At 63.8% G+C, this 26,999-nt stretch carries 27 protein-coding genes; 25 read left to right on the top strand and 2 right to left on the bottom strand.

The genetic code is table 11. From position 1 onward, the window contains the following. Nucleotides 1–3: 3 nt before the first annotated feature. The 5 genes from glyS (at nt 4) to AC57B5_RS15530 (ending at nt 5,199) form a co-directional block, all read left to right on the top strand. Nucleotides 4–2,115, top strand: a complete 2,112-nt coding sequence (glyS, locus tag AC57B5_RS15550) for a glycine--tRNA ligase subunit beta (protein ID WP_496399869.1) — start codon at nt 4–6, stop codon at nt 2,113–2,115. Between the two features lie 140 nt (nt 2,116–2,255). Next, nucleotides 2,256–2,825 carry a D-glycero-alpha-D-manno-heptose-1,7-bisphosphate 7-phosphatase gene (locus AC57B5_RS15545; RefSeq protein ID WP_012203220.1) on the top strand — a complete coding sequence of 190 codons (570 nt, stop codon included), beginning with the start codon at nt 2,256–2,258 and terminating at the stop codon, nt 2,823–2,825. Nucleotides 2,826–2,975: 150 nt separating this feature from the next. After that, nucleotides 2,976–3,716: a lysophospholipid acyltransferase family protein gene (locus tag AC57B5_RS15540; RefSeq protein WP_013804242.1), complete on the top strand. Its 741-nt coding sequence runs from the start codon at nt 2,976–2,978 to the stop codon at nt 3,714–3,716. Nucleotides 3,717–3,732: 16 nt separating this feature from the next. Continuing rightward, a complete protein-coding gene (locus AC57B5_RS15535; RefSeq protein WP_496399868.1) occupies nt 3,733–4,668 on the top strand; it encodes a M48 family metallopeptidase in 936 nt (311 codons plus the stop codon). A gap of 90 nt (nt 4,669–4,758) precedes the next feature. Beyond that, on the top strand, nt 4,759–5,199 hold the full coding sequence (locus AC57B5_RS15530; protein WP_496399867.1) for a rhodanese-like domain-containing protein: 441 nt from the start codon (nt 4,759–4,761) through the stop codon (nt 5,197–5,199). A gap of 22 nt (nt 5,200–5,221) precedes the next feature. On the opposite strand, the gene AC57B5_RS15525 is transcribed toward AC57B5_RS15530, so the two are convergent. Continuing rightward, complete coding sequence (locus tag AC57B5_RS15525; RefSeq protein WP_199139023.1) at nt 5,222–6,157, bottom strand: LysR family transcriptional regulator; 936 nt, start codon at nt 6,155–6,157, stop codon at nt 5,222–5,224. 105 nt (nt 6,158–6,262) lie between these two features. Between AC57B5_RS15525 and AC57B5_RS15520 the strand changes: the two genes are divergently transcribed. Together AC57B5_RS15520 and AC57B5_RS15515 are read left to right on the top strand one after the other, a co-directional pair. Next, nucleotides 6,263–7,237 (top strand): Bug family tripartite tricarboxylate transporter substrate binding protein, encoded by a 975-nt coding sequence (locus AC57B5_RS15520; RefSeq protein WP_496399866.1) that lies wholly within the window; start codon nt 6,263–6,265, stop codon nt 7,235–7,237. A gap of 1 nt (nt 7,238) precedes the next feature. Next, the gene (locus AC57B5_RS15515) at nt 7,239–7,997 is read left to right on the top strand and encodes a maleate cis-trans isomerase family protein (protein WP_099750831.1); all 759 of its coding nucleotides are present in this window, start codon (nt 7,239–7,241) and stop codon (nt 7,995–7,997) included. Nucleotides 7,998–8,058: 61 nt separating this feature from the next. Here AC57B5_RS15515 and lysM read toward each other — a convergent pair whose 3' ends face one another. Further along, complete coding sequence (gene lysM, locus AC57B5_RS15510) at nt 8,059–8,529, bottom strand: peptidoglycan-binding protein LysM (RefSeq protein ID WP_013804236.1); 471 nt, start codon at nt 8,527–8,529, stop codon at nt 8,059–8,061. A gap of 185 nt (nt 8,530–8,714) precedes the next feature. Here lysM and AC57B5_RS15505 point away from each other — a divergent pair, with 185 nt between their 5' ends. The 18 genes from AC57B5_RS15505 (at nt 8,715) to AC57B5_RS15420 (ending at nt 26,973) form a co-directional block, all read left to right on the top strand. After that, nucleotides 8,715–9,527, top strand: a complete 813-nt coding sequence (locus AC57B5_RS15505) for a type III pantothenate kinase (RefSeq protein ID WP_034390266.1) — start codon at nt 8,715–8,717, stop codon at nt 9,525–9,527. A gap of 171 nt (nt 9,528–9,698) precedes the next feature. Next, nucleotides 9,699–11,405 carry a type II secretion system ATPase GspE gene (gene gspE, locus AC57B5_RS15500; RefSeq protein WP_043819858.1) on the top strand — a complete coding sequence of 569 codons (1,707 nt, stop codon included), beginning with the start codon at nt 9,699–9,701 and terminating at the stop codon, nt 11,403–11,405. Further along, nucleotides 11,398–12,615 (top strand): type II secretion system F family protein, encoded by a 1,218-nt coding sequence (locus AC57B5_RS15495; RefSeq protein ID WP_199137461.1) that lies wholly within the window; start codon nt 11,398–11,400, stop codon nt 12,613–12,615. Before gspE ends, AC57B5_RS15495 begins: the two co-directional genes overlap by 8 nt. A gap of 32 nt (nt 12,616–12,647) precedes the next feature. After that, nucleotides 12,648–13,088: a type II secretion system major pseudopilin GspG gene (gene gspG / locus AC57B5_RS15490; protein WP_043819862.1), complete on the top strand. Its 441-nt coding sequence runs from the start codon at nt 12,648–12,650 to the stop codon at nt 13,086–13,088. 52 nt (nt 13,089–13,140) lie between these two features. After that, nucleotides 13,141–13,587: a GspH/FimT family pseudopilin gene (locus tag AC57B5_RS15485; RefSeq protein WP_192367260.1), complete on the top strand. Its 447-nt coding sequence runs from the start codon at nt 13,141–13,143 to the stop codon at nt 13,585–13,587. Beyond that, entirely contained in the window at nt 13,587–13,991 is a 405-nt protein-coding gene (locus AC57B5_RS15480; RefSeq protein WP_225614092.1) for a type II secretion system protein, read from the top strand. Before AC57B5_RS15485 ends, AC57B5_RS15480 begins: the two co-directional genes overlap by 1 nt. After that, a complete protein-coding gene (locus AC57B5_RS15475; protein WP_192367258.1) occupies nt 13,991–14,662 on the top strand; it encodes a type II secretion system protein GspJ in 672 nt (223 codons plus the stop codon). The genes AC57B5_RS15480 and AC57B5_RS15475 overlap by 1 nt, the downstream gene beginning before the upstream one ends. Before the next feature lie 38 nt (nt 14,663–14,700). Continuing rightward, nucleotides 14,701–15,429 carry a type II secretion system minor pseudopilin GspK gene (locus AC57B5_RS15470; RefSeq protein ID WP_496399865.1) on the top strand — a complete coding sequence of 243 codons (729 nt, stop codon included), beginning with the start codon at nt 14,701–14,703 and terminating at the stop codon, nt 15,427–15,429. 126 nt (nt 15,430–15,555) lie between these two features. Beyond that, entirely contained in the window at nt 15,556–16,665 is a 1,110-nt protein-coding gene (locus tag AC57B5_RS15465) for a PilN domain-containing protein (protein ID WP_252651505.1), read from the top strand. Next, entirely contained in the window at nt 16,662–17,255 is a 594-nt protein-coding gene (gspM, locus tag AC57B5_RS15460) for a type II secretion system protein GspM (RefSeq protein ID WP_192367256.1), read from the top strand. The genes AC57B5_RS15465 and gspM overlap by 4 nt, the downstream gene beginning before the upstream one ends. Next, nucleotides 17,252–17,914 (top strand): hypothetical protein, encoded by a 663-nt coding sequence (locus AC57B5_RS15455; protein WP_496399864.1) that lies wholly within the window; start codon nt 17,252–17,254, stop codon nt 17,912–17,914. Before gspM ends, AC57B5_RS15455 begins: the two co-directional genes overlap by 4 nt. A gap of 20 nt (nt 17,915–17,934) precedes the next feature. Continuing rightward, the gene (gspD, locus tag AC57B5_RS15450; protein WP_496399863.1) at nt 17,935–20,427 is read left to right on the top strand and encodes a type II secretion system secretin GspD; all 2,493 of its coding nucleotides are present in this window, start codon (nt 17,935–17,937) and stop codon (nt 20,425–20,427) included. A gap of 68 nt (nt 20,428–20,495) precedes the next feature. Continuing rightward, nucleotides 20,496–20,924, top strand: a complete 429-nt coding sequence (locus tag AC57B5_RS15445) for a hypothetical protein (RefSeq protein WP_496399862.1) — start codon at nt 20,496–20,498, stop codon at nt 20,922–20,924. A 288-nt stretch (nt 20,925–21,212) separates the two neighbouring features. Further along, entirely contained in the window at nt 21,213–22,721 is a 1,509-nt protein-coding gene (locus AC57B5_RS15440; RefSeq protein ID WP_496399861.1) for a cell surface protein, read from the top strand. 82 nt (nt 22,722–22,803) lie between these two features. Next, the gene (locus tag AC57B5_RS15435) at nt 22,804–23,736 is read left to right on the top strand and encodes a peptidylprolyl isomerase (RefSeq protein ID WP_496399860.1); all 933 of its coding nucleotides are present in this window, start codon (nt 22,804–22,806) and stop codon (nt 23,734–23,736) included. 208 nt (nt 23,737–23,944) lie between these two features. Beyond that, entirely contained in the window at nt 23,945–24,745 is an 801-nt protein-coding gene (locus AC57B5_RS15430; RefSeq protein ID WP_017405937.1) for an ABC transporter permease, read from the top strand. Further along, nucleotides 24,742–26,022: an ABC transporter ATP-binding protein gene (locus tag AC57B5_RS15425; protein WP_353178779.1), complete on the top strand. Its 1,281-nt coding sequence runs from the start codon at nt 24,742–24,744 to the stop codon at nt 26,020–26,022. Before AC57B5_RS15430 ends, AC57B5_RS15425 begins: the two co-directional genes overlap by 4 nt. Nucleotides 26,023–26,076: 54 nt before the next feature. Next, the gene (locus tag AC57B5_RS15420) at nt 26,077–26,973 is read left to right on the top strand and encodes a class I SAM-dependent methyltransferase (RefSeq protein WP_496399859.1); all 897 of its coding nucleotides are present in this window, start codon (nt 26,077–26,079) and stop codon (nt 26,971–26,973) included. Nucleotides 26,974–26,999: the final 26 nt, after the last annotated feature.

Here is a 26,999-nt window from a genome sequence, read left to right as displayed (position 1 = left end):
ACCATGAACGCATCGAATCTTCTTGTTGAACTGTTTGTCGAAGAGCTGCCCCCGAAGGCGCTGCAAAAGCTGGGCGGCGCCTTCGCCGGCGTGCTGTTCGAGCAGCTCAAGGCCCAGGGCCTGCTGGCCTCCAGCGAAGCGCGCCTGACGGCCTATGCCTCGCCGCGCCGCCTGGCCGCCCACATCACCGAAGTCCTGCCCCAGGCCGAGGACAAGGCCGTGTCGCAAAAGCTCATGCCCGTCTCCGTGGGCCTGGACGCCGACGGCAAGCCCACGCCCGCCCTGATCAAGAAGCTGGCCGCCCTGGGTGCCGGCGAAGAAGCCGTTGCCGGCCTGACCCGCCAGGGCGAAGGCAAGGCCGAGGCCCTGTTCCACGCCTCCACCGTGCGCGGCGTGATGCTGGCCGACGGCGTGCAAAAGGCGCTGGACGAAGCCATTGCCAAGCTGCCCATCCCCAAGGTCATGCGCTACCAGCTGGCCGACGGCTGGAGCAGCGTCCATTTCGTGCGCCCGGCCCACGGCCTGGTGGTGCTGCACGGCACCGAGGTGCTGATCGGCGTCAAGGCCCTGGGCCTGACGGCCGGCACGGCCACGCATGGCCACCGCTTCGAGGCGGCGGTCGATCCCGTGGTCATCCGCTCCGCCGATGACTACGCCGCGCAGCTGCGCGAGGAAGGCGCCGTCATCGCCAGCTTCGCCGAGCGCCGTGCCGAGATCGCGCGCCAGCTGCAGGCCGCTGCCGAGCGCGTGGGCGGCGGTGTCCGTCCCATCGAGGACGAGGCCCTGCTGGACGAAGTCACGGCCCTGGTCGAGCGTCCCAATGTGCTGGTCTGCGAGTTCGAGAAGGAATTCCTCGACGTGCCGCAGGAATGCCTGATCCTCACCATGAAGGCCAACCAGAAGTACTTCCCGCTGCTGGACGCCGCCGGCAAGCTGACCCACCAGTTCCTGGTGGTCAGCAACATCAGCCCCCAGGATGCCAGCGCCGTCATCGGCGGCAACGAACGCGTGGTGCGCCCGCGCCTGGCCGACGCCAAGTTCTTCTTCGACCAGGACCGCAAGAAGACCCTGGCCTCGCGCGTGGACGGGCTGGGCAAGGTGGTCTACCACAACAAGCTCGGCACCCAGGGCGAGCGCGTGGAGCGCGTGCGCTCCATCGCCAAGAGCATTGCCCGCCAGCTGGGCGACACGGGCCTGGCCCAGCAGGCCGACCTGGCCGCGCAACTGGCCAAGACCGACCTCGTGACCGACATGGTGGGCGAGTTCCCCGAACTGCAGGGCACCATGGGCCGTTACTACGCGCTCAACGACGGCCTGGACGTGGCCGTGGCCGATGCCATCGAGGACCACTACAAGCCCCGCTTTGCGGGCGACGAACTGCCGCGCGGCAACGCCGGCGTGGTTGTGGCCCTAGCAGACAAGCTGGAAACCCTGGTCGGCATGTTCGGCATCGGCAACCTACCCACGGGCGACCGCGACCCGTTCGCGCTGCGCCGCCATGCGCTGGGCGTGATCCGCATGCTGGTCGAGAAGGACCTGGCGCTGGACCTGGAAACCCTGCTGGTCAGCGTGCTGCCTGCCTTCGGCGACAAGATCGAGGACGCCACGCCCCAGCTGGCCGACTTCATCTACGACCGTCTGGCCGGCAACCTGCGCGAGCAGGGCTTCTCGGCCCAGGAAGTGGACTCCGTGCTGGCCCTGCGCCCGCAGCGCCTGTCCGACGTGCAAAAGCGCCTGGAGGCCGTGCGCGCCTTCGGCGAGCTGCCCGAGGCACCGGCCCTGGCCGCCGCCAACAAGCGCGTGGGCAACATCCTCAAGAAGGCCGACCAGGCCGTGCAGGCCCAGGTCGACGCGGCCGTGCTGGCCGAGGTGGCAGAGAAGGACTTGTACGCGGCCCTGCAATCGGTGGCGCCCAAGGCGCAGCAGCAGTTTGCTGCCGGCGACTACACGGCCAGCCTGCAGACCCTGGCCGCGCTGCGCGCCCCGGTCGATGCCTTCTTCGAGCATGTGATGGTCAACGCCGAAGACCCGGCGCTCAAGGCCAACCGCCTGGGCCTGCTGGCCACGTTGCACGAAGCCATGAACCGCGTGGCGGACCTTTCGCGACTGGCGTAAATGGAGCACCCCCTGAGGCGCTTTGCGCTACTTGCTTCGCAAGGGAGGGGGACGACACCCTCGGTGCGGGGCGGCCCTTCCTCGGTGTCCCTCGTCTTGGGACGCGCGCAATTGAGTTCTGACATTCTTGGGACCCGACCATGAAAATTGCGATCCTGGACCGTGACGGAACCCTCAACCAGATCGGTGAGGAGGGCTTCATCGGCTCTGCCGAGGCCTGGAAGGCCCAGCGCGGGGCGCTGGAAGCCGTGGCGCGCCTGAACCGGGCGGGCTGGCATGTGGTGGTCGCCACCAACCAACCGGGCCTGGGCCGGGGCCTGTTCGACGTGACCGAGCTCAATGCCGTGCACGCGCGCATGCACCGCGAAATGGCGGCGGCAGGCGCGCGCGTCGATGCGGTTTTCTACTGCCCCCATGCGCCGGACGAAGAATGCCATTGCCGCAAGCCCGGCACGGCGCTGTTCGAGCAGATTGCCGAGCGCTTCGGCGTCGAGGGGCACCAGCTGTGGGTGATTGGCTCCTGCGTGGCCCACCTGCAGGCCGGCGCCGCCATGGGCGCGCGCCTGCACCTGGTCTGCACGGGGGCCAGCGCCGGAGTGTCTCTGGACGGGGCGCTGCCGCCCGGACTGCCGCCCGGCACCCAGCGCCATGCCAGCCTGGCCGCGCTGGCCGATGCGCTGGTTCCGGCAGATGCCGCACCCGCGCCCTGAGCGCCTGAACGCCCGAACGGCGCTTTGCCCATGCGCCGCCGGCCTGCCGTCCTGCGCACAATGCTATCTTTGTGAATTCCGATTCCTGAGGGCGCAAGGCCCGGGCCTGCCGCCCGGCCGCTGCGCCGCTTTCTGCACCACACTGCCGCCATGTCCCTGATCCGCTCCACCCTCCACATGCTCTGGATGGGCATCACCGTGATCCCCTACACCCTGGCCGTGCTGCTCACGCGCTGGCTGGGCGGCGGGCCGCGCCGCGTCTATGCCGTGGCGCGCGCCTGGCTCAAGCTGTCGGTGGACAGCGCCCGCGTCATCATGGGCGTGCGCCACCGCGTGCAGGGCATGGAGAACCTGCCCACCGACCCCAAGCAGGGCGTGGTGCTGCTGGTCAAGCACCAGTCCACCTACGAGACCTTCCTCATGCCGGCGATCATGCCGCGCCCGCTGGCCTATGTGTTCAAGAAGGAGCTGCTCATGGTGCCCTTCTTCGGCTGGTCCATCGGCAGCATGGACATGATCCACATCGACCGCAAGCACGGCTCGCGCGCCTTCCACAAGGTGGTCGAGCAGGGCAAGCGCCTGTTGGGCCAGGGCACCTGGGTGATCATGTTTCCCGAAGGCACGCGCATCCCGCGCGGCCAAAGGGGCGAGTACAAGACCGGCGCCACGCGCCTGGCCATCATGACCGGCGTGCCCGTCGTGCCCGTGGCCGTCACCTCGGCCAAGTGCTGGCCGCGCAAGGCCTTCATCAAGACGCCGGGCGTGGTGGATGTCTCCATCGGCAAGCCCATTCCTTCCGTGGGCCGCAAGCACGAGGAGCTGATGGTGGAAGTCGAAAACTGGATCGAGGCCGAAATGCAGCGCCTCGACCCCGAGGCCTACCGCGCCTGAGGCGCCGGAGAGCGGCATGGCGGACCCGGCACAGCGCAGTTGGGATTGGCTGCTGCCACCTGCCGTGCAAACGCAGGACGGCGGGCTGAAGCCGCGCCGTGACAGGGCCGCTTCCCCCGCGCAGCCTTCGTCCGCGCCTCTTCTTCCTTCTCCTCCATCTCTCCCACCTCCATCCACCATCCCCGAGCCCAGTCCCCGCATCCACCCGGAGGCCAACCAGCAGGCGGTCCTCCAGGGGCAGGTGCTGCATTACCGGCTGCAGCGCTCGCGCCGGCGCACCATAGGCTTCACCATCGGCGCGCAGGGGCTGGTGGTCAGCGCACCTGCCTGGGTCAACTTGGCTGCCATCGCGCAGGCGCTGGAGGCGAAATCGGGCTGGATACTGCGCAAGCTGCATGAGGCCGGCCAGCGCCAGCAAGCCCAGCATGCGGCACGCATCCGCTGGGAGCACGGCGCAGAGATCGGCTATCTGGGCCGCCCCTTGCAGCTGTGCCTGACCGGCGGCGAAACCCAGCCGCTGCGCACGCGCCAGGTACACCGTGAACAGGCGGCCGACGGCAGCCAGTCCCTGCACCTGCCGCTGGCGCCCGGGGCATCGGCCGCCGAGGTGCGCGCCTGCGTGCAGGCCTGGATGCTGCGCGAGGCGCGCTCCTGGTTCACGGCCAGCCTGCAGCGCCACGCGCCGCTCCTGGGCGTGCAGTGGACCAGCCTGAGACTGACCAGCGCAAGCACGCGCTGGGGCAGTGCCAACACGGCCGGCGCCATCCGGCTGAACTGGCGGCTCATGCAGCACGCGCCCGAGGTCATCGACTACGTGGTCGTGCACGAGCTGTCCCACCTGCGGTACATGGACCACAGTCCGCGCTTCTGGGCCACGGTGGCCAGCGTGATGCCGGGCTGGGAGGCGCAGCGCCAGGTGCTGCGCGACAGGCTGCTGCCTCCCTGGGAATAGGCGATTCGGGCACCGGCGAGCCGGCGCCAGTCGGGCTGGACGGTTATTCTTGCCGGGCACACAACCGCGTCCTATCAAGAAAGCCAATCCATGTCCGCAAGCGCTCCCGTTCCCCCAGCCATTCCCCTGACCGTCCAGCCCGCACCGGGCTATGCAGGCGACATTCCTCCCGAACTTGCCTGGCAATGGCTGCAATCCGGCGAAGCCGTGCTCGTCGATGTGCGCACCGATGCCGAGCGCGACTGGGTGGGCCGCGTACCGGGTGCCGTGGCCGTGGCCTGGAAGCAGTGGCCGTCCATGGCGATGAACCCCGATTTCGACAGCCAGCTGCGTGCCGCCGTGCCTGAAGGCGGCAAGGTGGTCCTGCTGTGCCGCAGCGGAGTGCGCTCGGTGGCCGCTGCCCAGCGCGCGGCGCAACTGGGCATCGAGGCCTACAACATCCTCGAAGGCTTCGAGGGCGATGTGGACGCCAACGGCCAGCGCGGCCATGTCGGCGGCTGGCGCCTGCGCGGCCTGCCCTGGCGCCAGTAAGCCGGCGCCGACCTGGCGTCGTTCAGAGCTGCGGCTCCGCGAATCCCAACGCCGCCGCCCGGGCAGCCACCATGTCCACCAGGGCCTGGGCCGGTCCTGACAGCGTGGCCTGCGAGCGCATGGCCAGCAGCAGCCGGCGCCGGGTATTGAGCGCCCCCAGCGGGCGCAGCCGCAGTGCCCGCGCGGCCAGGTGCGGCGCGGTGGCCGCGCGCGGCAGGATGGCCAGGCCCAGGCCCACCGAGACCATGTGGCACATGGCGTCGAAGCTGCGCACCTGGATGCGGATCCGCACGGGCCGGTTGATGGATTCGGCCTCGGCCGCAATGCGCCGCATCAGCGAGGTGGAGCGGGCCAGGCTCACGAAGTCGTGGTCCAGCACCGTGGCCAGGGGCACGGGTGAGGCGTCGTCCGTGTCCAGCGCATGGCCGCGCGGCATGACCAGCACCAGCTCGTCCACATCGCAGACCTGGGTGCTCAGCCCTTCCAGGGGCGTGTTCTCCCCGATGATGGCCAGCTCGGCCACGCCGCTGAGCACGGCGCGCACGGACTCCTCGCTCAGCGCGTCCTCCAGGTCCACCGACACACCCGGGTGGGCGGCCATGAAGTCGGCCAGCAGCCGGGGCAGAAATCCCGCAAATGCGGAGTTGTTGGCCCACAGGCGCAACTGGCCCGTGGCGCCGCTGCGAAAGTCGTCCATGGCCAGGGCCAGATGCTCCAGCCGGGCCACCACGTCCACGGCATGGTGGTACATGCTCTGGCCGGCGGGCGTGGGCGTGACGCCGCGCTTGCTGCGCACCAGCAGGGTCACGCCGCAGTGCTGTTCCAGCTCGGCTACGCGCTTGCTGGCGGCTGCCAACGACAGCCCCAGCGTGCGCGAGCCCGCCGTCAGGCTGCCGGCATCGACCACGGCCACATACAGGCGCAACGTCAGCAGATCGAATCGGTGCAGGTTGATCATTCCCATCCTCCACCGCAGACGAAGGATGGATCAACGAGATACGGCTGTTCGGCCGCGTGCAGGCCCGCAAGAATGCGCCGGTACAAAGAGAACATGGAGACAAGCATGAATCGACGCATTGTGCTGCAGGCCGCCGGCCTGGCAGCGGCCGCCCTGCTGGGCGCAGGAACCGTCCAGGCCCAGGCCTTTCCAACCAAGTCCATCACCCTCGTGGTCCCCAACCCGCCCGGCGGCGTGGTGGACACGGCGGCACGCCTGGCGTCCGACCCGCTGTCGCGCCTGCTGGGGCAGTCGGTCGTGGTGGACAACCGGGGCGGCGCCAGCGGCAACATCGCCTACCAGATGGTGGCCCGGTCGCCCAAGGACGGCTACACGCTGCTGGCCTCGTATTCGGCCTACCACGTGGGCAATCCGGCACTGTTCCCCAAGCTGCCCTGGGCGCAGTCCGAGTTGGCGCCCGTGGGGCTGATCGTGGCCGCCACCAATGTGATCGCCGTTCATCCTTCGGTGCCGGCGAACAATCTGCAGGAGTTCATTGCCTATCTGCGCAAGAACCCTGGAAAGGTCAATTACGCGTCGCAGGGCAATGGCTCACTGTCCCATGTGGGCACGGCCGTGTTCGCCCAGGTGACCCAGACCCAGATCACGCATGTGCCCTACAAGGGGTCCGGCCCTGCCATCCAGGACGTGCTGGGCGGCCAGGTGCAGATGTTCATCACCACGCCGCCTTCGGTGCTGGGCCATGTGCAGACGGGCAAGCTCAGGGCCCTGGCCGTGACCAGCAAGACGCGCCATCCCATGCTGCCCGATGTGCCCACCACGGCCGAAGCGGGCCTGCCGGGCTTCGAGCTGGAAGCCTGGGTCGGCCTGTTCGCACCTGCGGGCACGCCGCCCGACGCCATCGCCAGGCTGTCGGACGCGCTCAAGACCTCCCTGGAGTCGCCCGACGTGCAAAAGCGCGCGGCCCTGCAGGGCGTGGAGCCGCGATTCCTCGGCCCGCAGGCGCTGGCCGCCCTGGTCCAACGCGAGACGGACCACTGGGGTAAGGTCATCAAGGCCAACCACATCACGGTGGATTGACATGACAGCCAAAACCCATTTCCGCATCGGGCAGATCGTGCCCAGCTCCAACACCACGATGGAGACCGAGATCCCCGCCATCCTGCGCGCCCGCGAGGCCCTGGCGCCCGAGCGTTTCACCTTCCACTCCAGCCGCATGCGCATGAAGCATGTGACCAAGGAGGAACTGGCCGCCATGGACGGCGACAGCGACCGCTGCGCGCTGGAACTGTCGGATGCGCGTGTCGATGTGCTCGGCTATGCCTGCCTGGTGGCCATCATGAGCATGGGGCGCGGCTACCACCGTGTCTCGCAAGCGCGCCTGCACCAGCGCACCGTGGACAACGGCGGCCCCGCGCCCGTGGTCACCAGCGCCGGCGCCCTGGTCGATGGCCTGCACGCCATCGGCGCGAAGAAGGTGGCGCTGCTGGCGCCCTACATGAAGCCGCTGACGCAGCTGGTCATCGACTACATAGAGAACGAAGGCATCGAAGTGGTGGACAGCATCTCGCTGGAGATTGCCGACAACCTGCAGGTGGGCGCCCAGGATGCGCGCGCACCCATCGAGATCACGCGGCGCCTGAACACGGCCAACGCCGACGCGGTCATCGCCTCGGCCTGCGTGCAGATGCCCTCGCTGGCCTCGGTGCAGCCCATCGAGGACCGCGTGGGCCTGCCGGTACTGTCTTCCTCGGTGGCCACGACGTTCATGATGCTCAAGCGCTTGGGCTTGCCGACAGCCGTTCCGGGATTCGGTGCGCTGTTGAGCGGTAAATACTGACTACTGACTGAGCCCACGAAAAAACCGCCCGAAGGCGGTTTTTTTCACGGAGGCAAAGAGATCACAGCGCCGGAATGCGCAGCTTCTGGCCGGGATAGATCTTGTCGGGGTGGCTCAGCATGGGCTTGTTGGCCTCGAAGATCACCGGGTACTTGTTGGCATCGCCATAGAACTTCTTGGCAATGGCCGACAGCGTGTCGCCGCGCACCACGTCGTGGTACTGGGCCTCGGGCTCGGGGTTGGTCACCGTCATCTGGTTGTCCACCGACTGCACGCTGGAGACGTTGCCGCAGCACAGCGTCACCTTTTCCTTGACCGCCTGGGTGGGGGCCGTGCCCAGCACCGTGACCTTGCCCTGCGAGCCGTCGAACTGCACCTTCACGTCGCTGACGCCCAGGTTCTGCGTGCCGATATAGGTCTCGATGGCCTTGGCGGCCTTGGCATTCAGGTCTTGCGCAGGCTCGGCTGCCTGTGCGGCGCTGCCGCCGAACAGCTTTTCGCCGGCTTCCTTGATGAAACTGAAAAGTCCCATGGGTGACTCCTGTTGGTGGGTGGAAAAACGGAAAGGCCAATGTAACGCCTAACAGTGGCAGCGCGCGCTGCCGGGCAGGAGCGCTCCCGGATTTTTGACATTTGCGCCATTCTTGCGTTCACGTCCTCACTCAGTTGTCGTCCATGGCTGACGCTATCCTCCGGAAAACTCCGATAATCGCGCCCATGACTTTTTTGGCCATAGACATCGGCAACACCCGCTTGAAATGGGCGATGTACGACGCGCATCGGCCTGGCGCCGCTTTGCTGGCGCACGGCGCGGAGTTCCTGGAGCACATCGAGCACCTGGCCGAAGGGCCGTGGAGCGACCTGCCCACGCCTACGCGCATGCTGGGCTGCGTGGTGGCCGGCGACACGGCGCGCCGGCGCGTGCACGACCAGATCGACATGATGCTGGGCTGGGATTTCGAGCCGCAGTGGGCCGTGCCCGGCGCGGCCGAGGCCGGAGTCACCAATGGCTACGACTTCCCCTCGCGCCTGGGGGCGGACCGCTGGGTGGCCATGATCGGCGCGCGCCAGCACATCCTGCAGCGCGGGCCAGAGCGGCCCCTGATCGTGGTCATGATCGGCACCGCCGTCACCGTGGATGCGCTGGACCAGCACGGCCACTTCATGGGCGGCCTGATCCTGCCGGGGCACGGCATCATGCTGCGCGCCCTGGAAAGCGGCACGGCTGGCCTGCACGTGCCCACGGGTGCGGTCACGCCATTCCCCACCAACACCAGCGACGCGCTGACCAGTGGCGGCACCTACGCCATCGCCGGGGCCGTGGAGCGCATGTACCAGCATCTGTACATGCACTGCAGCATGGAGCCCGCCTGCGTCATGGCGGGCGGTGCAGGCTGGAAGATGGTGCCCAGCATGACGCGGCCCTTCGAGCTGGTGGACAACCTCATCTTCGAAGGCCTGCTGGTCATGGCGCAGCGCCGCTGGGGCGATGCCAGCGGCCTGCCTGCCGACGCGGTCAAAGCGGCCTGAAGCCACTTCGATCGTGCGGCGCAACATCGCGCCGTTATATCCGTTGCGTAACATTTGATGACAGCGCTGGTGCCGGGTGCAGGGGCGGCCGTGGACCCCGCATCCGGAGCCTTTCGCGGGGGATGCGGCGACAGTGGATAATCCGCGGCAATGTCTTCCACCAATCACGTCATGGAACCGATTGCCGGTGTCGAAGCCCCGATCAAGGGGCGGCTGGGCGAACGCCTGCTTTCCGCCGGCAAGCTGAACGAGCGCGATCTGCAAAACGCCCTGCAGGCGCAGCAGGAGCTGGGCGGCTACCTGGGCCAGGTGCTGGTCCAGCTGGGCGTGGTGGCGGAAGCCGACGTGGCCCAGGCGCTGTCCGAGCAGCTGCACATGCGCTGGCTGCGCGCGGAAGAGTTTCCCGACCTGCTGCCCGATGTGCCGGGCCTGCTGGCCAGCTTTCTGGATGCGCAGTGCGTCTGCCCCATTTCGCTGCAGGACGGCGTGCTGGAAGTGGCCATGTCCGTGCCGCAGGATCCCTTCATCACCAAGGCGCTGCGCCTGGCCACGGGTCTGCAGATCAAGCCCGTGCTGGCGCTGGAAGCCGACATCCGCAAGGCCCTGTCCGAAGCCGGCCAGGAACCCGAAGGCGAAGAAGGCCAGGACTGGGAGTCGGACGCCACGGGTGGCGACTTCGTCGAGCACCTGAAGGACCTGGCCAGCGAGGCGCCGGTCATCCGCTTGGTCACAGGCATCATTTCCCGCGCCATCGAGCTGCACGCCTCCGACATCCACCTTGAGCCCTTCGAAGCCGGCCTGCAGGTGCGCTACCGCATGGACGGCGTGATCCATGCGGCCGAACTCGTGCCGCCCCGGCTGAGCGCAGCCGTGGGCTCGCGCGTCAAGCTGCTGGCTCATCTGGACATTGCCGAGCGGCGTCTGCCGCAGGACGGCCGCATCAAGACCCGCGCCAAGGGCCGCGAACTGGACCTGCGTGTCTCCACCGCACCCACGGTGCATGGCGAGAGCATCGTCATGCGGGTGCTGGACCGCGCCAACGTGCGCCTGCGCCTGGAAAGCATGGGCTTCGAGGTCGATACGCTGGAGCGCTTCAACACCTTGCTGGCCAAGCCGCACGGCATCGTGCTGGTCACTGGGCCCACGGGCTCGGGCAAGACCACCACGCTGTACGCGGCCCTGTCCAAGATCGACGCGGTTTCCAACAAGATCATCACCGTCGAGGACCCGGTCGAGTACCAGCTCGACGGCATCAACCAGATCCAGGTCCATCCGCAGATCGACCTCACCTTTGCCAACGCCCTGCGCTCCATCCTGCGCCAGGACCCGGACATCATCATGATCGGCGAAATGCGTGACGGAGAAACCGCGCAGATCGCCGTGCAGTCCGCGCTGACGGGCCACCTGGTGCTGTCCACGCTGCACACCAACACGGCCGCAGGCGCCGTCACCCGCATGCGCGACATGGGAGTGGAAAGCTACCTGATCACGTCCTCGGTCAACGGCGTGCTGGCCCAGCGCCTGGTGCGCACGCTGTGCTCGCATTGCAAGCAGCCCGACACGCTGCCGGCCGCCGCCGTCGAGGGCAGTGGCCTCAAGCGTTTTTTGCGCGAAGGCTCGCCCATCTACCGCGCCGTCGGCTGCGAGCATTGCCGGGGCACGGGCTACAAGGGCCGTACCGGCATCCATGAACTCATGGTCATCGACGAGCCGCTGCGCCGCGCCATCATCGAAGGCCAGGACGCCAACGCCCTGCATGCCATGGCGGCCAAGAGCGGCATGCTGAGTCTCTACGACGACGGCCTGCGCAAGGTGGCCTCGGGCGCCACCACGCTGGACGAAGTGCTGCGCGTGACCCAGGACCAGAGCGATGCCTGATTACAGCTGGGAGGCCGTGGACAGCCGCGGTCAGATGGTCAAGGGCACCTATTCCGCCGCAGCCGTGGCCGAGGTGGTGGTGCACCTGCGCAAGAGCCGCCTGTCGCCCATCAAGGTCGAGGAAGCCGCAAGCCTGGGCAACGTGCCGCTGGCGGCGCGTGCGCTCAAGAAGGGCCGCATCAAGGCCGACGACATCCAGGGCATGACCACCGAGCTGGCCATCATGATGCGTGCCGGCCTGTCGCTGGACAACGCGCTCAAGGTCCTGGTCGAGATGAGCCACAAGGTGCAGATGCAGGCCATGCTCCAGTCCGTGCTCGACAGCGTCAAGGCCGGCATGCCGCTGAGCCAGGCACTGGGCAAGCACCATGACCTGTTCGGCGACTTCTATATCAACATGGTGCGATCGGGCGAAGCCAGCGGCCAGATGTCGGGCGTGCTCAACCGGCTGGTGGAACACATGGCGCGCCAGCGTGCCCTGCGCGACAGCGTGGTCTCGGCCACCATCTATCCGGCCATCCTGCTGGGCGTGGCTGTGCTGTCCCTGGTGGCCATGCTGGGCTTCGTTGTGCCGCAGTTCGAGCAGCTTTTCAACGACATGGGTGACGCGCTGCCCCTTCCCACGCAGTTCGTGATGGGGCTGGGCCATGCGTTTCGCAGCTACGGCTGGGCGGTGTTCATCGTGCTGGGCGCGCTGGGCTGGGTCTTCGCCCGCTGGGCCAAGAGTCCCAAGGGCCGCCAGACCTGGCAATCGTGGCTGCTGGGCCTGCCGGGCCTGGGTGGCGTGGTGCGCAAGTACCAGCTCACCCTGTTCAGCCGCTCGCTGGGCACGCTGCTGGGCAACGGCGTCACGCTGCTGACCGCACTGCGCATTGCCAGCGACACGGTCTCCAACGTTGCCATCCGCGAGCGCCTGGAAAAAATGGGTCCCATGGTCAAGGAAGGTCATCGCATGGCCCATGCCGCCCAGAAAACCGGAGAATTCGAGCCCCTGGCCCTGAATCTGGTGCGGGTCGGCGAGGAAACCGGCCGCCTGGGCGACATGATGCTGGAGCTGTCCAACATATTGAACCGAGAGGTCGAAAACGCGATCAAACGCCTCCTGACCATGCTGGAGCCGGCGCTGATCCTGGTCCTCGGTATCCTTATCGCCTCCATCATCGTGTCGATCCTGCTCGGAATCCTGTCCGTCAACGATCTGGCCGTCTGATGAATCTGAATTGACTGAAAGGTATGTAGAAGATGATGCGCATGCAAAAGCAACTGTCCTCCCGCGCCCGCAAGCGTGGCTTCACGCTGATCGAACTGCTGGTCGTGCTGGCCATCCTGACCCTGCTGGCCGGCCTGGTCGGCCCCAAGGTGCTGAACCAGTTGGGTGGAGCAAAGACCAAGACGGCAGGCGTGCAGATCGCCGACATCGAAAAGGCGCTGGAGCTGTACAAGCTCGACGTGGGCCGCTACCCCACCTCGCAGCAGGGCCTGGACGCGCTGGTCAAGCAGCCTGCCGGCGTTGCCGGCTGGGCGGGGCCCTACCTCAAGGGCGGCGTGCCGAATGATCCCTGGAACAACCCTTACCGCTACACCTACCCGGCTGCCAATGGCGACCTCGAAATCCTCTCGCTGGGTTCCGATGGCACACCCGGTGGCGACGGCGAGGCCTCCGATATCCGCAACACCAAGTAAGTTGCTGGTCTGACGCCGTAGTGCAACGCTGCCTCCGTGCCGGGAATATGTCTTGAAGCGCGCCCATGGTTTCACGCTGATCGAGTTGCTGGTGGTCTTCGGCATCCTTGCCGCGATCATCGGCATCGTGCCGCCCGCCATGGGCAAGCTGCGGGATGCCGTCGCCTACCGCCAGACCGTGCAGGACGTCACGGCCCTGCTGCGCAAGGCTCGGCAGCAGGCGACGCTGCAGGGCATGCCCGTGGCGTTTGCCTTCAACACAGTGAGCCAGCAATACGGTATTGCCGGGCAGGCATCTGCGAAAGTACCCGAAGGCCTGAAGGTGCAGCTCGTCACGGCGGCCGGCGCCGCACTTGCCGACGGCAGTCAGACCATTGTTTTCCTGCCCGAGGGAGGCGCGACGGGCGGCAGCATCTCGTTGATACGAGGTGAAAGCGGTGGTGGCGTGCGCTTGCGGGTGGACTGGCTGTCCGGCCAGGTCACCAAAGAGACACTGTGATGCCGCAACGCTCTGGCTCCCGCGCTGCGGCGCGGGGTATGACCCTGCTGGAACTGCTGGTCGCCCTGACCATCATGGCCATATCGGTCGCTTTGATCTATCGCGCCGTTGGCGGTTCTGCGCGTGGCGTGGCCAAGCTGGAGCAGACCCAGGGCGTGGCCATGCTGGCCGAATCGCTGATGGACGCTTTTCCCATGGTCGATCCCGGCGGAAACCAGGCCTCCGGGCAGGATGGTTCGTATGCCTGGCAGGTGATTTCGGCGCCATTTTCGCCAGGTGATTTGCCGGAAACTGCGGCTCCTTTGCATGCCCTGCGTATCACCATACTTTTTGAGGGGCGCACTTGGGTGTTCGAGACACTTCGTCCTCAGCGGCCGCTGCAACCTGGCGAGGTGACAAGGTGATGAGGAGGTTCAAGGCACCTCGTCCCCGTGCGCAAGGTTTTACGCTGGTGGAGCTTCTTGTGGCCATGGTGCTGCTGTCCATGCTCACCCTGGGGTTGGCCTCGGTCATGTCAACAGTCTCGCAGACGCAGGAACGTGTGGATGCCCGGCTTGACCGCATGGACCATCAGCGGGTGTCGATCGGGTTCTTGCGCTCTGTGCTGGGGCAGATTTCCGCTGCCCAGAGGCAGACCGGTATGCGAAAGCAGGGAGAGAGCGAGTATTTCTTTGAAGGCGGACCCAAGGGAATGCAGTGGCTGGGAATCATGCCGGCCCGGTTTGGCATGGGTGGGCGAACCCATTTCCAGTTGGCCTTGGACGGTGACGCCTTGGTGCTGCGCTTCGCTCCCTGGAAAGGGGTGGACGTCGCTCCTGACTGGGGGCAGGGCCAATCCTATGTCCTGGAGCGGGCCGTCACGGCCTTCGTGCTGAGCTACCAGAACGCGAAATCGGGCGTTGCGCAATGGCAGCCGCAGTGGGTTGATGACAAGGAGCTGCCTTCTGCGGTCCAGATTCAGCTGGAATCGGCCGGTGGTGTCTGGCCGTTGATGGCGATTGCCTTCTACACCCCTCCTGCCACCAACCGAAGCTCTGGCAGCGGCGGCGCCGTATTCGGTGGGAGCCGCCGATGAGCCGGCAGTACGCAGGCGGGATGAAGAGACACCAGGGCATGGCGTTGGTGCTTGTACTTTGGATCGTTGCAGCACTTTCCATTTTTGCCACCAGTTTGGGTAAGGTGGTCCGCCAGGAGGCGTCGGTGGTGGGTGTCACGCGCAACTTGTCCGTCGGACGAGCCCAGGGAGAAGCAGCCATCTATCAGGTTTTGCAGCAGATTGCACTCAAGCCCCAGGAATTCAGCGAACGGAGGGTGGAGCAGGTTCCTTGGGGCGGACAGATAATAGAGGTCGAAATTCTGCCCTGGAGCGGTCTGGTCAATATCAATGCGGCTTCGCCGGAATTGTTGGGTTCACTGTTCACACGCATGGGCTTGGGGCAGGGCGCGGCGCTTGCGCAGGCCTTGGTCGAGTTCCGTCAGGCAGGAAAAGGGGTGGTCAATAGCGTGGCGTGGGAGGCGCCCGAAGATCTGCTGCAGATTCCTGGGGTGACCTATGGCATCTACGCACAGATTCGACCCTTCATCGTGGCAGATACCGATGGGCGCACTGGCATCAACCCCAAGGCGGCACCTGCTGCTCTTTTGGCCGCGCTGGATGGCGCCGGCGGCGCAGCCTTTCAGGAGAGTCTTTCCAGTCCCCGCTATCGTCTGACCGCACGGGTGGTGTTCGATGGTGGATCGGTCATGGTGGTGCGGGACGCCGATGTCATCGGCGGTGGCAGTCGGGGCTCGTTGCCCTGGACGTTGCTTTCGGCCACGCAGTCCTGGGTGGGTCGTATATAGCGAGGCTTTGGGCATTTCCTTGGGGTAGGCGCTGCCAGGTGCCTGTTTCAATGGTGCTGCAGGAGCAAGAAGGAAGAAAGAATTGAAAGCAATGTTGTTCAACGGATGCGGCGTTTTATGGGACTGATGACATCCGATGCCAAGCTGTTTGGGCTGGATCTGCGCGAACTGACTGCGGAGCTGCACGATGCGTTCCACAAGCTGGTGCGCCTGCCCTGGCTGCGCAGAGCCATGCCCGTTACCCTTGTGAAGGTGGCTGGCGATGCAACAACCATCGCTGGCGCCAGAGCCCAGGGTATGCACATCGAATGGACCGATTTGTCCAGCGATGTGCTCGAGCGCGTCACTCATACCGCAGTTCTGCTGGATTCCGAGCAGGTGTTGCAGCGTTCTCTGACGCTGCCTCCGATGGCACCGGCAGCCCTGCGCAGCGCCATTGAACTCGACGTGCAGACCATGACGCCATTTGCGCCCCAGGACACGCTTTGGTCGTATGTCCAGCGTCCTCTGGCGAAAGCCCAGGGTCGGCAGCGGGTCGAGGTGGTGATCGCATCGCGAAACCAGGTGGAGCAGGTGCTGCGCCTTCAGTCGGCAAGGTTGCCTGGAGATGGCCATCCCGAAGTCTGGGCTCCTGCCGGCGCGGAGCTGGTTGTCTTGCCGGGCTTTGGCGAGCCTGCGCGCCTGCGCAGCGAAGCCAAGCGACGCAACTGGATCTTGATGGGCCTGGGCATCGTGCTGGCATTGGGCGTGGCATTGGCTGTTACTCCATCACTGCAACTGAGGATGAGGGCCATCGATGCCAGTCAGCAGTTGGCCGCATTGACGAAGACATCGGCCGAGGTCATGGCCCAGCGCCAGGCGCTGGTCGAAGGTGGGGAGAATCTTGGCAAGCTGCAGGAGCGACTGCAGCAGCAACTGAATCATCTGCAGGTGCTGGCCGTGTTGACCAAGGTGCTGCCCGATGATTCAGCGGCCCAGCGCGTAGTGCTCCGAGGAACCAAGTTGACGGTCCAAGGCCTGACCAGCAACGCATCCAATGTCGTGGCCTTGCTGGCCAAGACTCCCGGGTTCCTGGATGTGCGTCTGCCCACGGCGGTGACGCGTGCACCAGGATCGGGCAAGGAGAATTTTGTGCTTGAAGCCAACATTGATCCCAATGTGCTGGGCCTGCTGGCCAAGGCTGCAGAGGAAAAACCGTCTGTTGAGGGCGATGCGGATCCCAAGGAGGCGCAATGACCGCCGGTTCGCAGAAACTCACGCCTCGCCAGTGGTTGCTGCTGGGAGGAATCGGCTTGATTCTGATTGTGCCGCTTGCCGCCTTGAGCTCCTGGGTTTACTCCAAGCATGTATGGGCCCAGGAGCAAGTGGAGACCCTTGAGCCCCGCTACGCAAGACTTGCCGGTATTCAGGAGCAGGCGCAGGAAATCCAGGAGGCGCTGGAGCAGATAGAGACCGTGAAGGCGCTGCATATCTATCCAGCTGAGCAAGACAGCACGCAAACGGGCAATGCGGTTCAGCAGCGACTGCGGGCGCTGCTCGACAAGGCGGGCCTTTCTGTGGTGAGCAGCCAGGTACGGCCCTCCTCGGAGTCGGAAGACCAGAGTCAGAGTCTGGGTCCGTATGAGCGCATAGCAGTTTCCATGACGGCGGAAGGTGGATGGCCTGCAATCCAGCTGGCCTTGCTGTCCCTGCGGGACGTCTCCCCCACCGTGTGGCTGGATGACTTGCAGCTCAATCTGCTGGGCAATCTTGAAAGCAACAATCCCAAGGTGGCGCCAAAGCTCAGCGCGCAATTCACTTTCAGCATTCTGCGGAGCAAGCCGTGAACCAGCGCATTCTTTGGACCACGGGACTGGCTCTGCCTGCGGCGTTGCTGGGGGGAGCGCTGGCCTGGGCATGGCTGACGCCTGAGCTGCAACTGAAAAACATTGCGTGGATACCGCCGCAGCCCCTGAAGGCGGACATCAAGGCGCTCGTTCCTCCTGCAAACGTACCTGAAGACCAGAGCAAGCGCGACGAGCAGCAATTGCTGGAAATGCAGGAGAGGCCGCTCTTCGCCATCAGCCGCAAACCACCACCACCTCCGCCACCGCCAGCTCCAGAGAAAAAAGCGCAACAAGAAGTGCCCGATATCTGGCAGCAGGCCCGCGTCACTGGAATTTTTGAAGGGCAGGTCAGCGGAATCATTTTCTCGCTGGACGGCAAGGAGCGGCGTTTGCTGCTCAACCAGAATTTTGCAGGCTGGAAGTTGCAAAGCCTGCAGGGCCGCAATGTCGTTCTGGAAAGCAACGGACAGACGCGTACGTTGCAACTGGTGAAGGCTGCGGTGGACAAAGGGCCTAACATCCCTGCCGGCATGAGGGTGCCACCTGTGCTGCGGGTCCCCGCTCAGGCGCAGGAGCCTGAGGGCGCCTCCGATACCTCAGCCAAGCCTGAGGAGCCGCAAGCCGTCTTTGGCGGATCCAGTGTGCCCGCCAAGAAATGAGAAAGACTGGTCAAAAAACCATGAAATTGCATAACCGTCCCATCCGTACCGCAATGGCGTTGGCAGTCTGTCAAATGCTGCTGGCATGCGCCCAGCCCGCCAAGAATAATTTCGTCAGCCACTTCGGAGCGGATGCCTCGCAGAGCTATGTTTTCAACGAGGAAGCCCCTCCCAAGAGCAGCACCGACAAAGAGGACAAGGCGGAGCCGCGTATCCTGACAGGTACTGGAAAACTGCTGGGAGAGGCCAGGCCGGTGCCAGCAGTGAAAGAAGCCTTGGTCAAGCTGAGCTTCGAAGATGCTCCCCTTTCGCAGGTCGTGCGCACCGTGCTGGGCGACATCCTTGGTTTGGACTACGTACTGCATCCGCCCATCGGTGGCACAGTGACTCTTAGCACGCAGAAGAACATCCCGGGTGACCAGGCCCTCTATCTGTTGGAGACTGCCTTGCAGGCCAATGGCTTGGCTATGGTTCGTGATGCCAGGGGTACCTATCACGTAGGACGGGCCGATGTACTCAAGAGCCTGGGAGCATCAGTGCGGCAGGCTTCCCAGTCCACTGCGCTGGCTCCTGGTTTTGGAGCCATCGTTATTTCCCTGAACTATATCGGTGCCAACGAAATGGCCGCCATCCTGCGGCCCATGGTGCCGGCCGATGCCATATTGCGCGTAGATGCGGTGCGCAACGTTCTGGTGATGTCCGGTTCGCGTGCCCAGGCCGAAGGCTGGCTGGAAATGGTGCGCACCTTCGACGTGAACTTGCTGGAAGGCATGTCGGTCGGGGTATTTCCGCTCAAGTATGTATCCATTCAGGAAGTCAGCACGGCGCTGCAGTTGATGAGCGGCGGTGGTGGGGCGGCGGCTCAACCGGGAGCTTCCGTGCCAGGGGGCGCATCCGCGGGCAGGCCTGCTGCCGCGGGCGCTGCGCCTGCAGCAGCGGCTCTGGGGGAGGGGAACCCCTTGTTCGGAGCATTGCGCATCATGCCGATCGAACGGCTCAACAGCATTCTGGTCATCACGCCGCGCGCTGCGTATCTGGACGAGGCGCGCCGCTGGATTGCCAAGCTTGATCAGCCTGGTTCGGGCGGTGCGCTACCGCAACTGAACATCTATCGCGTGCAAAACGGGAACGCCAGGCATCTTGCAAGCGTGTTGTCCGGCATCTTTGGTGGAACAGGTGGTGGCATCACGGCCAATAGCGGCGTCGCTCCTGGCCTGGGCACCTCCACCATGGGGACCAGCGGGTTCGGGAGCAGCAACACTTTCGGCGGCACCAGTGGCTTCGGCAATACCAGCGGTTTTGGCAACAGCGGCTTTGGCAGCAGCGGCAGTTTCGGTAGCAGTGGTTTCGGAAACAGTGGTTTTGGAAACAGTGGTTTTGGAAACAGTGGTTCCGGCACGCGCTTAGGCGGCACCTCCTTCGGGCAGTCCGGGACTATGAGCCAGACTGGAGGTGTGCAAGGCGCATCTCCTGTGGCGGCCAGCATCGGCAGCATCCGCGTCATGGCCGACGAGCTCAACAACTCCGTGCTGGTCTGGGGCACGTCTGCGGAGTTCGAGCGTATCGAGAATGCTCTGAAGAAGCTGGATTTGCCACCTACCCAGGTGCTGATTGAGGCCAGTATCGTGGAGGTCACGCTCAATGACACGCTGCGGTATGGCCTGCAATGGGCATTCAGTGGTGATGTGGGCAACAAAGGCTATAGCGGCAACGGAGGACTGTTGGCAGCTGGGGGTGAGGGGGCGACTCCCGGAGCATCCGCCTTGGCTGACAGCGGAGGACTGGGGGGGGTAGCGCTTGGTGCAGGCTTCAATTACACGCTCAAGAATTCATTGGGCAATATCAAGGCTGTTCTAACGGCTCTCGCTGGTAAAACTGAAGTTAAGGTCGTGGCCAGTCCTACGCTAATGGTGCTTGACAATCACCCTGCCGCAATTGCAGTAGGCACACAGCAACCTTATAAGTCGGGAACGACGATTACTGGCACGTCTGGGACCACCGTCGACAACTTCGCGTACAAGGACACTGGCGTGAACCTGCAGGTTGTACCGTCGGTAAACGCAGGTAACATTGTTACCATGACCGTTAACCAGTCGGTAACCGATATAGGGGCTCAGGACGATATCACTAGGCAGCGTGCATTCCTGCAGCGGCAGATTTCAAGTCGCGTGGCGGTGCGCTCGGGCGAGTCCATCGTCATGGGGGGGTTGATCCAGGAAAATTCCAGTTCCGGACGCTCGGGAATTCCTTATTTGTATGACTTGCCATTCGTCGGTAACTTGTTTGGCGCTACCAATAACTCTGGCGCACGCACAGAACTGATCGTCATCATCACGCCGCGCGTTGTGCGCTCGGACATCGATGTGCGCGAGGTCAGCGACGATCTGCGGGAGAAGATGCGGGCCTTGACGCCCATGCTCAAGACGTCGGCCTCGGCACCTGCTCCTTTTGATGAACAAAGCGGCGGCAAGGCCTCCGTGGAAATCGGTCCCCTTACGCCCGAGCGTCGTTAGAGGCACGCATTGGCCGGAACATTCGGCCTTGAAGTTGTTCCAACGTTTTTTTTGGAGTTCAAATACATATGAGCAAGTCGACAAAGCATGCTGTGCCCTCGCGCCCGCACTGGCTGACGTGGGGCCTCGGCCTAGCCTGTGCTGCCGTCTTGGCAGGCTGCGCCTCCATGGGCAGCACGACGCCTGAAGAAGCAGTGACCCAGCGATCCAACGCCTTCTGGAAGGCGCGTATGGCTGGTGAACTCGCTAAGGCATATGCCTTCACTACACCTGGATACCGTGCGGTGAACGATCAGGAAAAATACCGCCTAAACTATGGGGTTTTTCCGTCGGTCAAGGGCGGGGATCTTGTGTCTGTGACATGCGAGCCGCTGCGATGCGAGGTGCGCAAGAATTTCACGACATCTGCCCCGATGATGCCGGGTGTCAGCATCCCGATCGCGATGAGCGAGGTCTGGATCAAGGAAGATGGACAGTGGTGGCTGTTCGTGCAGTAAACAGGTGCCGGCCAACCCCTGCTCAGGGGCGGGCGGGTGCCGCTGTTGCCATGAGAGGAGCACTGCTCAGGCAACAAAAAGGTCGGCAGGGATAGGCGATGAGTTCATTGTTTGTAATAATTCGCCGTCCCTGATCCGGTGCTCGCTAGGGAAGTGTTGTTTTTTTTCAAAACAAGACTTGGGCGCCTCCGAAAAGCGGTATGGGGGCCTAACCGGCTGTGCTACGATTCCCTGGCGATCAATCGTGGTGGTTGCAACTACCTTATCTTTTTACTGGAGATAGTTCTTATGAAGAAAAATGTTCTGGCCCTGAGCATTGCTGCCATGGTTGGTGGCCTGGGCTTTGCGGGCGCTGCTGCTGCCCAGTCGACTCTGACCGTGAACGAAAGCGGCACGGGTCACATTCTGGTGGTGCCTTACTACACCGCTCAGAACGGCAACATGTCCGTGTTCCACCTGACCAACACCGACACCGTCCGCGGCAAGGCCGTGAAGGTGCGTTTCCGCGGTGCTTCCAACTCTGACGACGTGCTGGACTTCCAAGTCTTCATGTCGCCTGGCGACGTCTGGACCGCTGCCGTGACGGCTGCTGACGATGGTCGTGCCCAACTGGTCACGAACGACAGCACCTGCACGCTGCCCAAGATCGCTGCTGGCGTGCCCGTCAAGTTTGTGACCGACCGCCTGACGAAGAAGGGCTGGACGGACGCAAACAAGGCTGAGCAGACCCGCGAAGGCTATGTTGAAATCCTGAGCATGGCTGACGTGCCCCAGGGCGGTTCGCTGTACACGGCTATCAAGCACAAGAACGGCGCAGCTCCTGACTGCACCTCTTCCGTGCTGAACGCCACGCTGACTGTTTCGCCTGTCAAGGCCAACACCGGCAACTACACGCTGAGCACGACCACTGGTGCCAATGTTGACCTGACTCCCTCGCGTGGTGGTCTGACGGGCTCCTGGTACCTGATGAACGTGGCACAAACCACGACGTTCTCCGGCGCTACCCCCGCAATCGTGGCTGGTGCAACGCCTTACAACGTGTTCTCGCCCCAGAAGACCGGCGGCGCTCTGCTGGACACGGCGGATCCGCTGATGATCGGTCAAGTGCTGACTGCTCAACACTACGACGTGCCTGACCTGTCGACTCCTTACGCTGGTGCAGCTACTGCTGCTGCTCAAGCTATCGAGCTGACGAACGCTCTGGCCCGTACCTCGGTGATCAACCAGTACGCCAATGACACGTCCATCTCGGCCAAGACCGACTGGGTGTTCTCCATGCCTACCCGTCGTTACACCGTCGCTGCTAACTACGCTGCTGGTGACGTGAACCAGGCCGTGGCCACCATCCCCGCAACTGGTGCTGTCGGTGACAAGACTGCCTATCGCTTCCTGAACGCAGGCGTGTCTGGCAACATCTTCAGCGCTGCTGGCAACACGTCTGTGAACACGCAAGGTCAGATCTGCGTGGAAGCACAAAGCCAGACCTTCTTCGATCGTGAAGAGCGCTTCCAAGAAGACGGCGCCATCTTCTCGCCCGGCACGGTCAGCAAGACCCAGCTGTGTGGTGAAGTCAGCGTGCTGGCCTTCTCGACCGACAACTCGTCGCTGGCCGCTTCGGTTGCTCGCCAAAACGTGGCAGCTCCCTACACCAACGGTTGGGGTATTGTGAACTTCAGTGACGCTACTCCCGTTCTGGGCGCGGCTTTCCTGAAGCTGACGAACCCCCAAGCTTCGGCTGGCACGTCGGGCACCTACGGCATCACTTGGCCCCACGCCTACGTGAACGCTGCTCAGTAATCGGGCACTTTCACACATCCGTGTGATCTAGAAAAGGCGGGAGGAAACTCCCGCCTTTTTTTTTTATCTACGCGAAGGACTTATGACTGTTTTCACTCGACGTTTAAGTGCCGTCTCTTTGATGATGGCGGCGGTCTGGGGAGCCCAGGTCACACATGCTGCAGATGCGACAGCAGGGGCAAACGCGACTACCATTGCACAGCCCCAGGCGATGGTAGAAGGTAAGGGTATTGCCATTACGAAGCAGGATGTGCAGGCAGACGCTCAGCGCATACCGCCTGATGTTCGTCCGTTGATCCTGGCTCGACCGCAAAACGTCAGGAAGATGGCATCTGACTTGTACGTGCTGCGAAGCATGGGTCAAATGGGGTTGCAGCTGGGCATGGACCGTGATCCCAAAGTCGCGGCAGCCCTTCAGGTGGCCCGTGACAAGGTACTGGCCGAGGCTTGGCTTGCTGCTCTGGATGAGAAGAACATGCCGAGCGTTGAAGCAGCAGAAAAAAAAGCTCGCAGTGTCTACCTTGCCCAGCCTGAGCGCTTCCAGGCCGGGGAGCAGGTTCGTGCGCGCCATATCCTGATCAGCAGCAAGGATGCCGATGCGCGCACCCAAGCTGAGCAATTGCTTGACGAGATTAAGAAGGGTGCCGATTTTGCCGTTCTGGCCAAGGAGCGTTCGGCCGATACAGGAAGTGCCGCGCGTGGTGGCGATCTGGGATTCTTTGAGCGAGGACGCATGGTGCCCGAGTTCGAGCAGGCTGCCTTCGCGTTGAAAAAGCCGGGTGAACTCAGCGGTGTCGTGGAATCCAAATTTGGCTTCCATATCATCCAACTGGAGGCGTTGCGCCCGGCAGGTCTCAAGCCTTTCGAGGAGGTTCGCGATGACTTGATCAAGACCATTCGTTCTTCTGTGGCACAGGATGCGCGCGTTACGGCAGCCGATGAAATCCGCAAGGGTCTGGTGACCAATGAAGCGGTGGTAGATGCGTTTGTATCGGAGAACACGCCCAAGCCCTAAACGAGAGTTCTCAGGGAGAGATCTCTTGCCCTCGGTGTCCGCGTAGGACGTGGGCAAGTCCAGCGGAAGGGGCCCTCTCTTGCAAGCGTTTGAAAGCTTTGTCGTCGAGGCGAGCACATGACGTCGTGATAGGCGAAAATGCCGGGTTTGGCATGAACTGAAGTGCCGCCGCCGTCTCTGGCGCGCGGCACTTGTCGCATAACAACGCATGTACTCTTTACTCGGCGAATGCCGCGCGCTGTGGCAGGCCCGCAGCCTGCTGTGGGTGATGACCCGGCGCGAAGTAGCTGCCCGCCACGCAGGCACGGCCGCGGGCGTGCTCTGGCCCTATCTGCAGCCGCTGCTCACCGTGGCGGCCTACTACCTCGTGTTCGACGTGGTGTTCTCGATGCGCCTTGGCGACAACGCACCCACGCATGCCGTGGGCGCGTTTCTTGTTGTGGGCGCCTTGCCGTGGATGGCGTTTTGCGACGCTACGGCACGTGGCATGAACAGTCTGGTCGAGGCGGGTGGCATTCTGCAAAAGAATCCGTTGCCGCCCGTGCTGTTTCCCATGCGGGCGGTACTGGCCAGCAGTGTGATCTTCGGACCCTTGTTGTTGCTGGTGGCCTTGGCTTATCTGCCCCAGCACGGCTTGACCTGGTCGCTCGTGGCACTCATCCCCCTGTTGCTGGGCCAACTGCTGCTGTGCGCCCTGCTGGCTTATGCGCTGGCTATTCTGACGGCGGCACTGCGCGATGTGGGGCAGCTTGTGACCTTCTTTCTGTCCGTCGGTATCTATCTCTCGCCCATTCTTTTTCCGCTGGCCTTGTTCCCTGAGCGCTGGCGCTGGGTGCTATGGGCCAATCCCATGACGGCGTTGGTTCTTGGCTACCAGAATGTGCTGCTGCAGGGGCTGTGGCCTCAAATGGCGGTCTGGGCGGCTTTGGGCCTCTGGATTCTGGTTTTGGCTGTGCTGCTCAATGGCTTGGTGCGACGCAGCCGTGATCAACTGGTGGACTGGCTATGAACGCCAAGCATGTCGAATTGCCTGATGACCTGGTACTGCGTGTGCGCAATCTGGGCAAGGAATACAAACTTTATCCCTCGCCGCGAGCGCGCTTCAAGGCCTTGCTGACCGGTGTTGCCACGCACCGAAGCCATTGGGCATTGCGGGATGTGTCATTCGAATTGCGCCGAGGCCAGTGCATTGGTGTGATTGGCGACAACGGTGCAGGCAAGAGCTCGCTGCTCAAGCTGCTGGCTGGCACCTTGCAGCCCAGTTGCGGGCAAATAGAGCGTGTGGGTCGGGTCACGGCCATTCTGGAGTTGGGCGCGGGATTTCACCCTGATTTCAGCGGACGCGACAATCTGTATTTCGGTGGCAGCCTGATTGGCATCTCCCCTGAGCGCATGCGTGAGCTGGAGCCCGAAATCGCCGCCTTTGCGGAGTTGGGCGAAGCACTGGAGCGGCCGGTCAAGACCTACTCTTCGGGGATGGCGGTGCGCCTGGCGTTTGCACTGGTGACGGCTGTGCAGCCCGATGTGCTGATCATTGACGAGGCGCTCGCTGTAGGCGACCAGCATTTCCAGAAGAAGTGCATTGAGCGCATCATGGCCTTCCGCAACAGCGGCTGCACCATCCTGTTTTGTTCCCACAGCCCTTATCACATCCGCCATCTTTGCGATGCAGCCCTGTGGCTGCGCGGCGGGCATGTGGCGCAGTTCGGTGCGACCGAGCCAGTGCTGGCCGCCTACGATGCACATACCCGCGAGCGGCAGGAGCGCGAGCAAAGGGCTTTGTGCGGCGAGATGCTGCCTGCTGAAGGGGAGTCCGCTGTGCCAGCGCCTGCTGCGGATGAAGTGCCTCCCGCGCCGGTCGCTGCCGTGGACAGCGGCACAGCCTGCATCCTGTCCGTGGATGTGAAGGATCTGGCCGAACCCGTGGGGGATCAGCCAGGGTTGCTGCAGAGCCAGGATCTGGTCGTGACCATTACCGCGAGAGGACGTGGCAACGAGCGGCCGCACATCGGCTTCATGATCGAGCAGTCCAAGGGCGTGGGCATCACTTCGCTGGCAACGCATGAGGATGGTGCGGCACCGCGGCAATTGCCAGACGGCAGCTGGCAGACCGTGCTGACCTTTCCCGAGTTGCCTCTGCACAGCGGAGACTATGTGATCAGCGCCTTTCTGTTCGATGAAACCGGGCTGGCCGTCTATGACGAATGGTTCCAGTTCCTGCACCTGCGCTTTATTTTCCCCAAGCCCCTGCCTGGACTGGTGCGCCTGCCTCACCACTGGAGCTGAGCGGTTCCGCCACGCCCGCGCAAGCGGCTCGGCTGTCTCCCTATTCCATACCCCATGACATCTGACAACTCTTCTACTCCCATCAGCGATGGGCAGCGTTTGCTGAATGAAGCCCTGCAATTGCTGGCAAGCGGCGACCGGGCTGGTGCGGCACAGGTCCTGGCCCGTGCCCGCGAAATGGACGACAGCCTGTTGGAGGCGCATTCCCTGATCGAGGCCAATGGTCTTGTGGGCTCGTTTTCCAACATGACGGGACTCGATTGCCGGATTTCTGCGCAGGACGATATCTTCGGCTTCTTCCGTGGCCACCCTTCCAGCGTCAATCCCCTGCGCGACTACTTCGCTGACGGTTGGCGCACGCTGTCGGAACTGATGCTGCTGTTGGAAGCTGTGGACAGACCCTTGCTGCGCACGGCCAGCGTCCTGGAGTTCGCCAGCGGTCACGGACGCTTTACGCGGCACCTGGTCAAGGCGCTGGGGGCGGAACGGGTCGCAGTCTCGGACATCGTGGTCGATGCTGTGGATTTTTCGCAGCAGACCTTCGGCGTGAAGGGCTTTGCGTCGGCCAGCGTGCCAGAGCAGGTACGCTGGCCGCAGCAGTACGAACTGGTGTTCGTGCTCTCGCTGTTCAGCCATCTGCCGCGCTCGACCTGGACGCGCTGGCTGCAGGTGCTGCGCGATGCGGTGGCTCCTGGCGGGTTGCTGGTTTTCAGCACGCACGGCATGAAGGCCGCAGATTTCGACAGCGTGAAGCTGGATGACGAGGGATTTTTCTTTGCCCCGTCCAGCGAGTCGAATGCCATCGATTCCAATGAGTATGGAACGGCGTTCACTTCTGAGCAATTCGTCTTGGATCGCATTGCCGAAACCTGGGGCGCCGATGCGCTGCGCCATCGATCACTTGTGCATTTCTGGAACCACCAGGATGCCTATGTGCTGCAGCGGCTGTAAGCGCTGTATATAGAACAGAGAGGACG

Source organism: Delftia sp. BGA-UO-ETr-SB1, from assembly GCF_059567865.1.
Note: the sequence above shows the minus strand (reverse complement) of the source record. Positions and strands in the feature narration are given on the sequence as shown.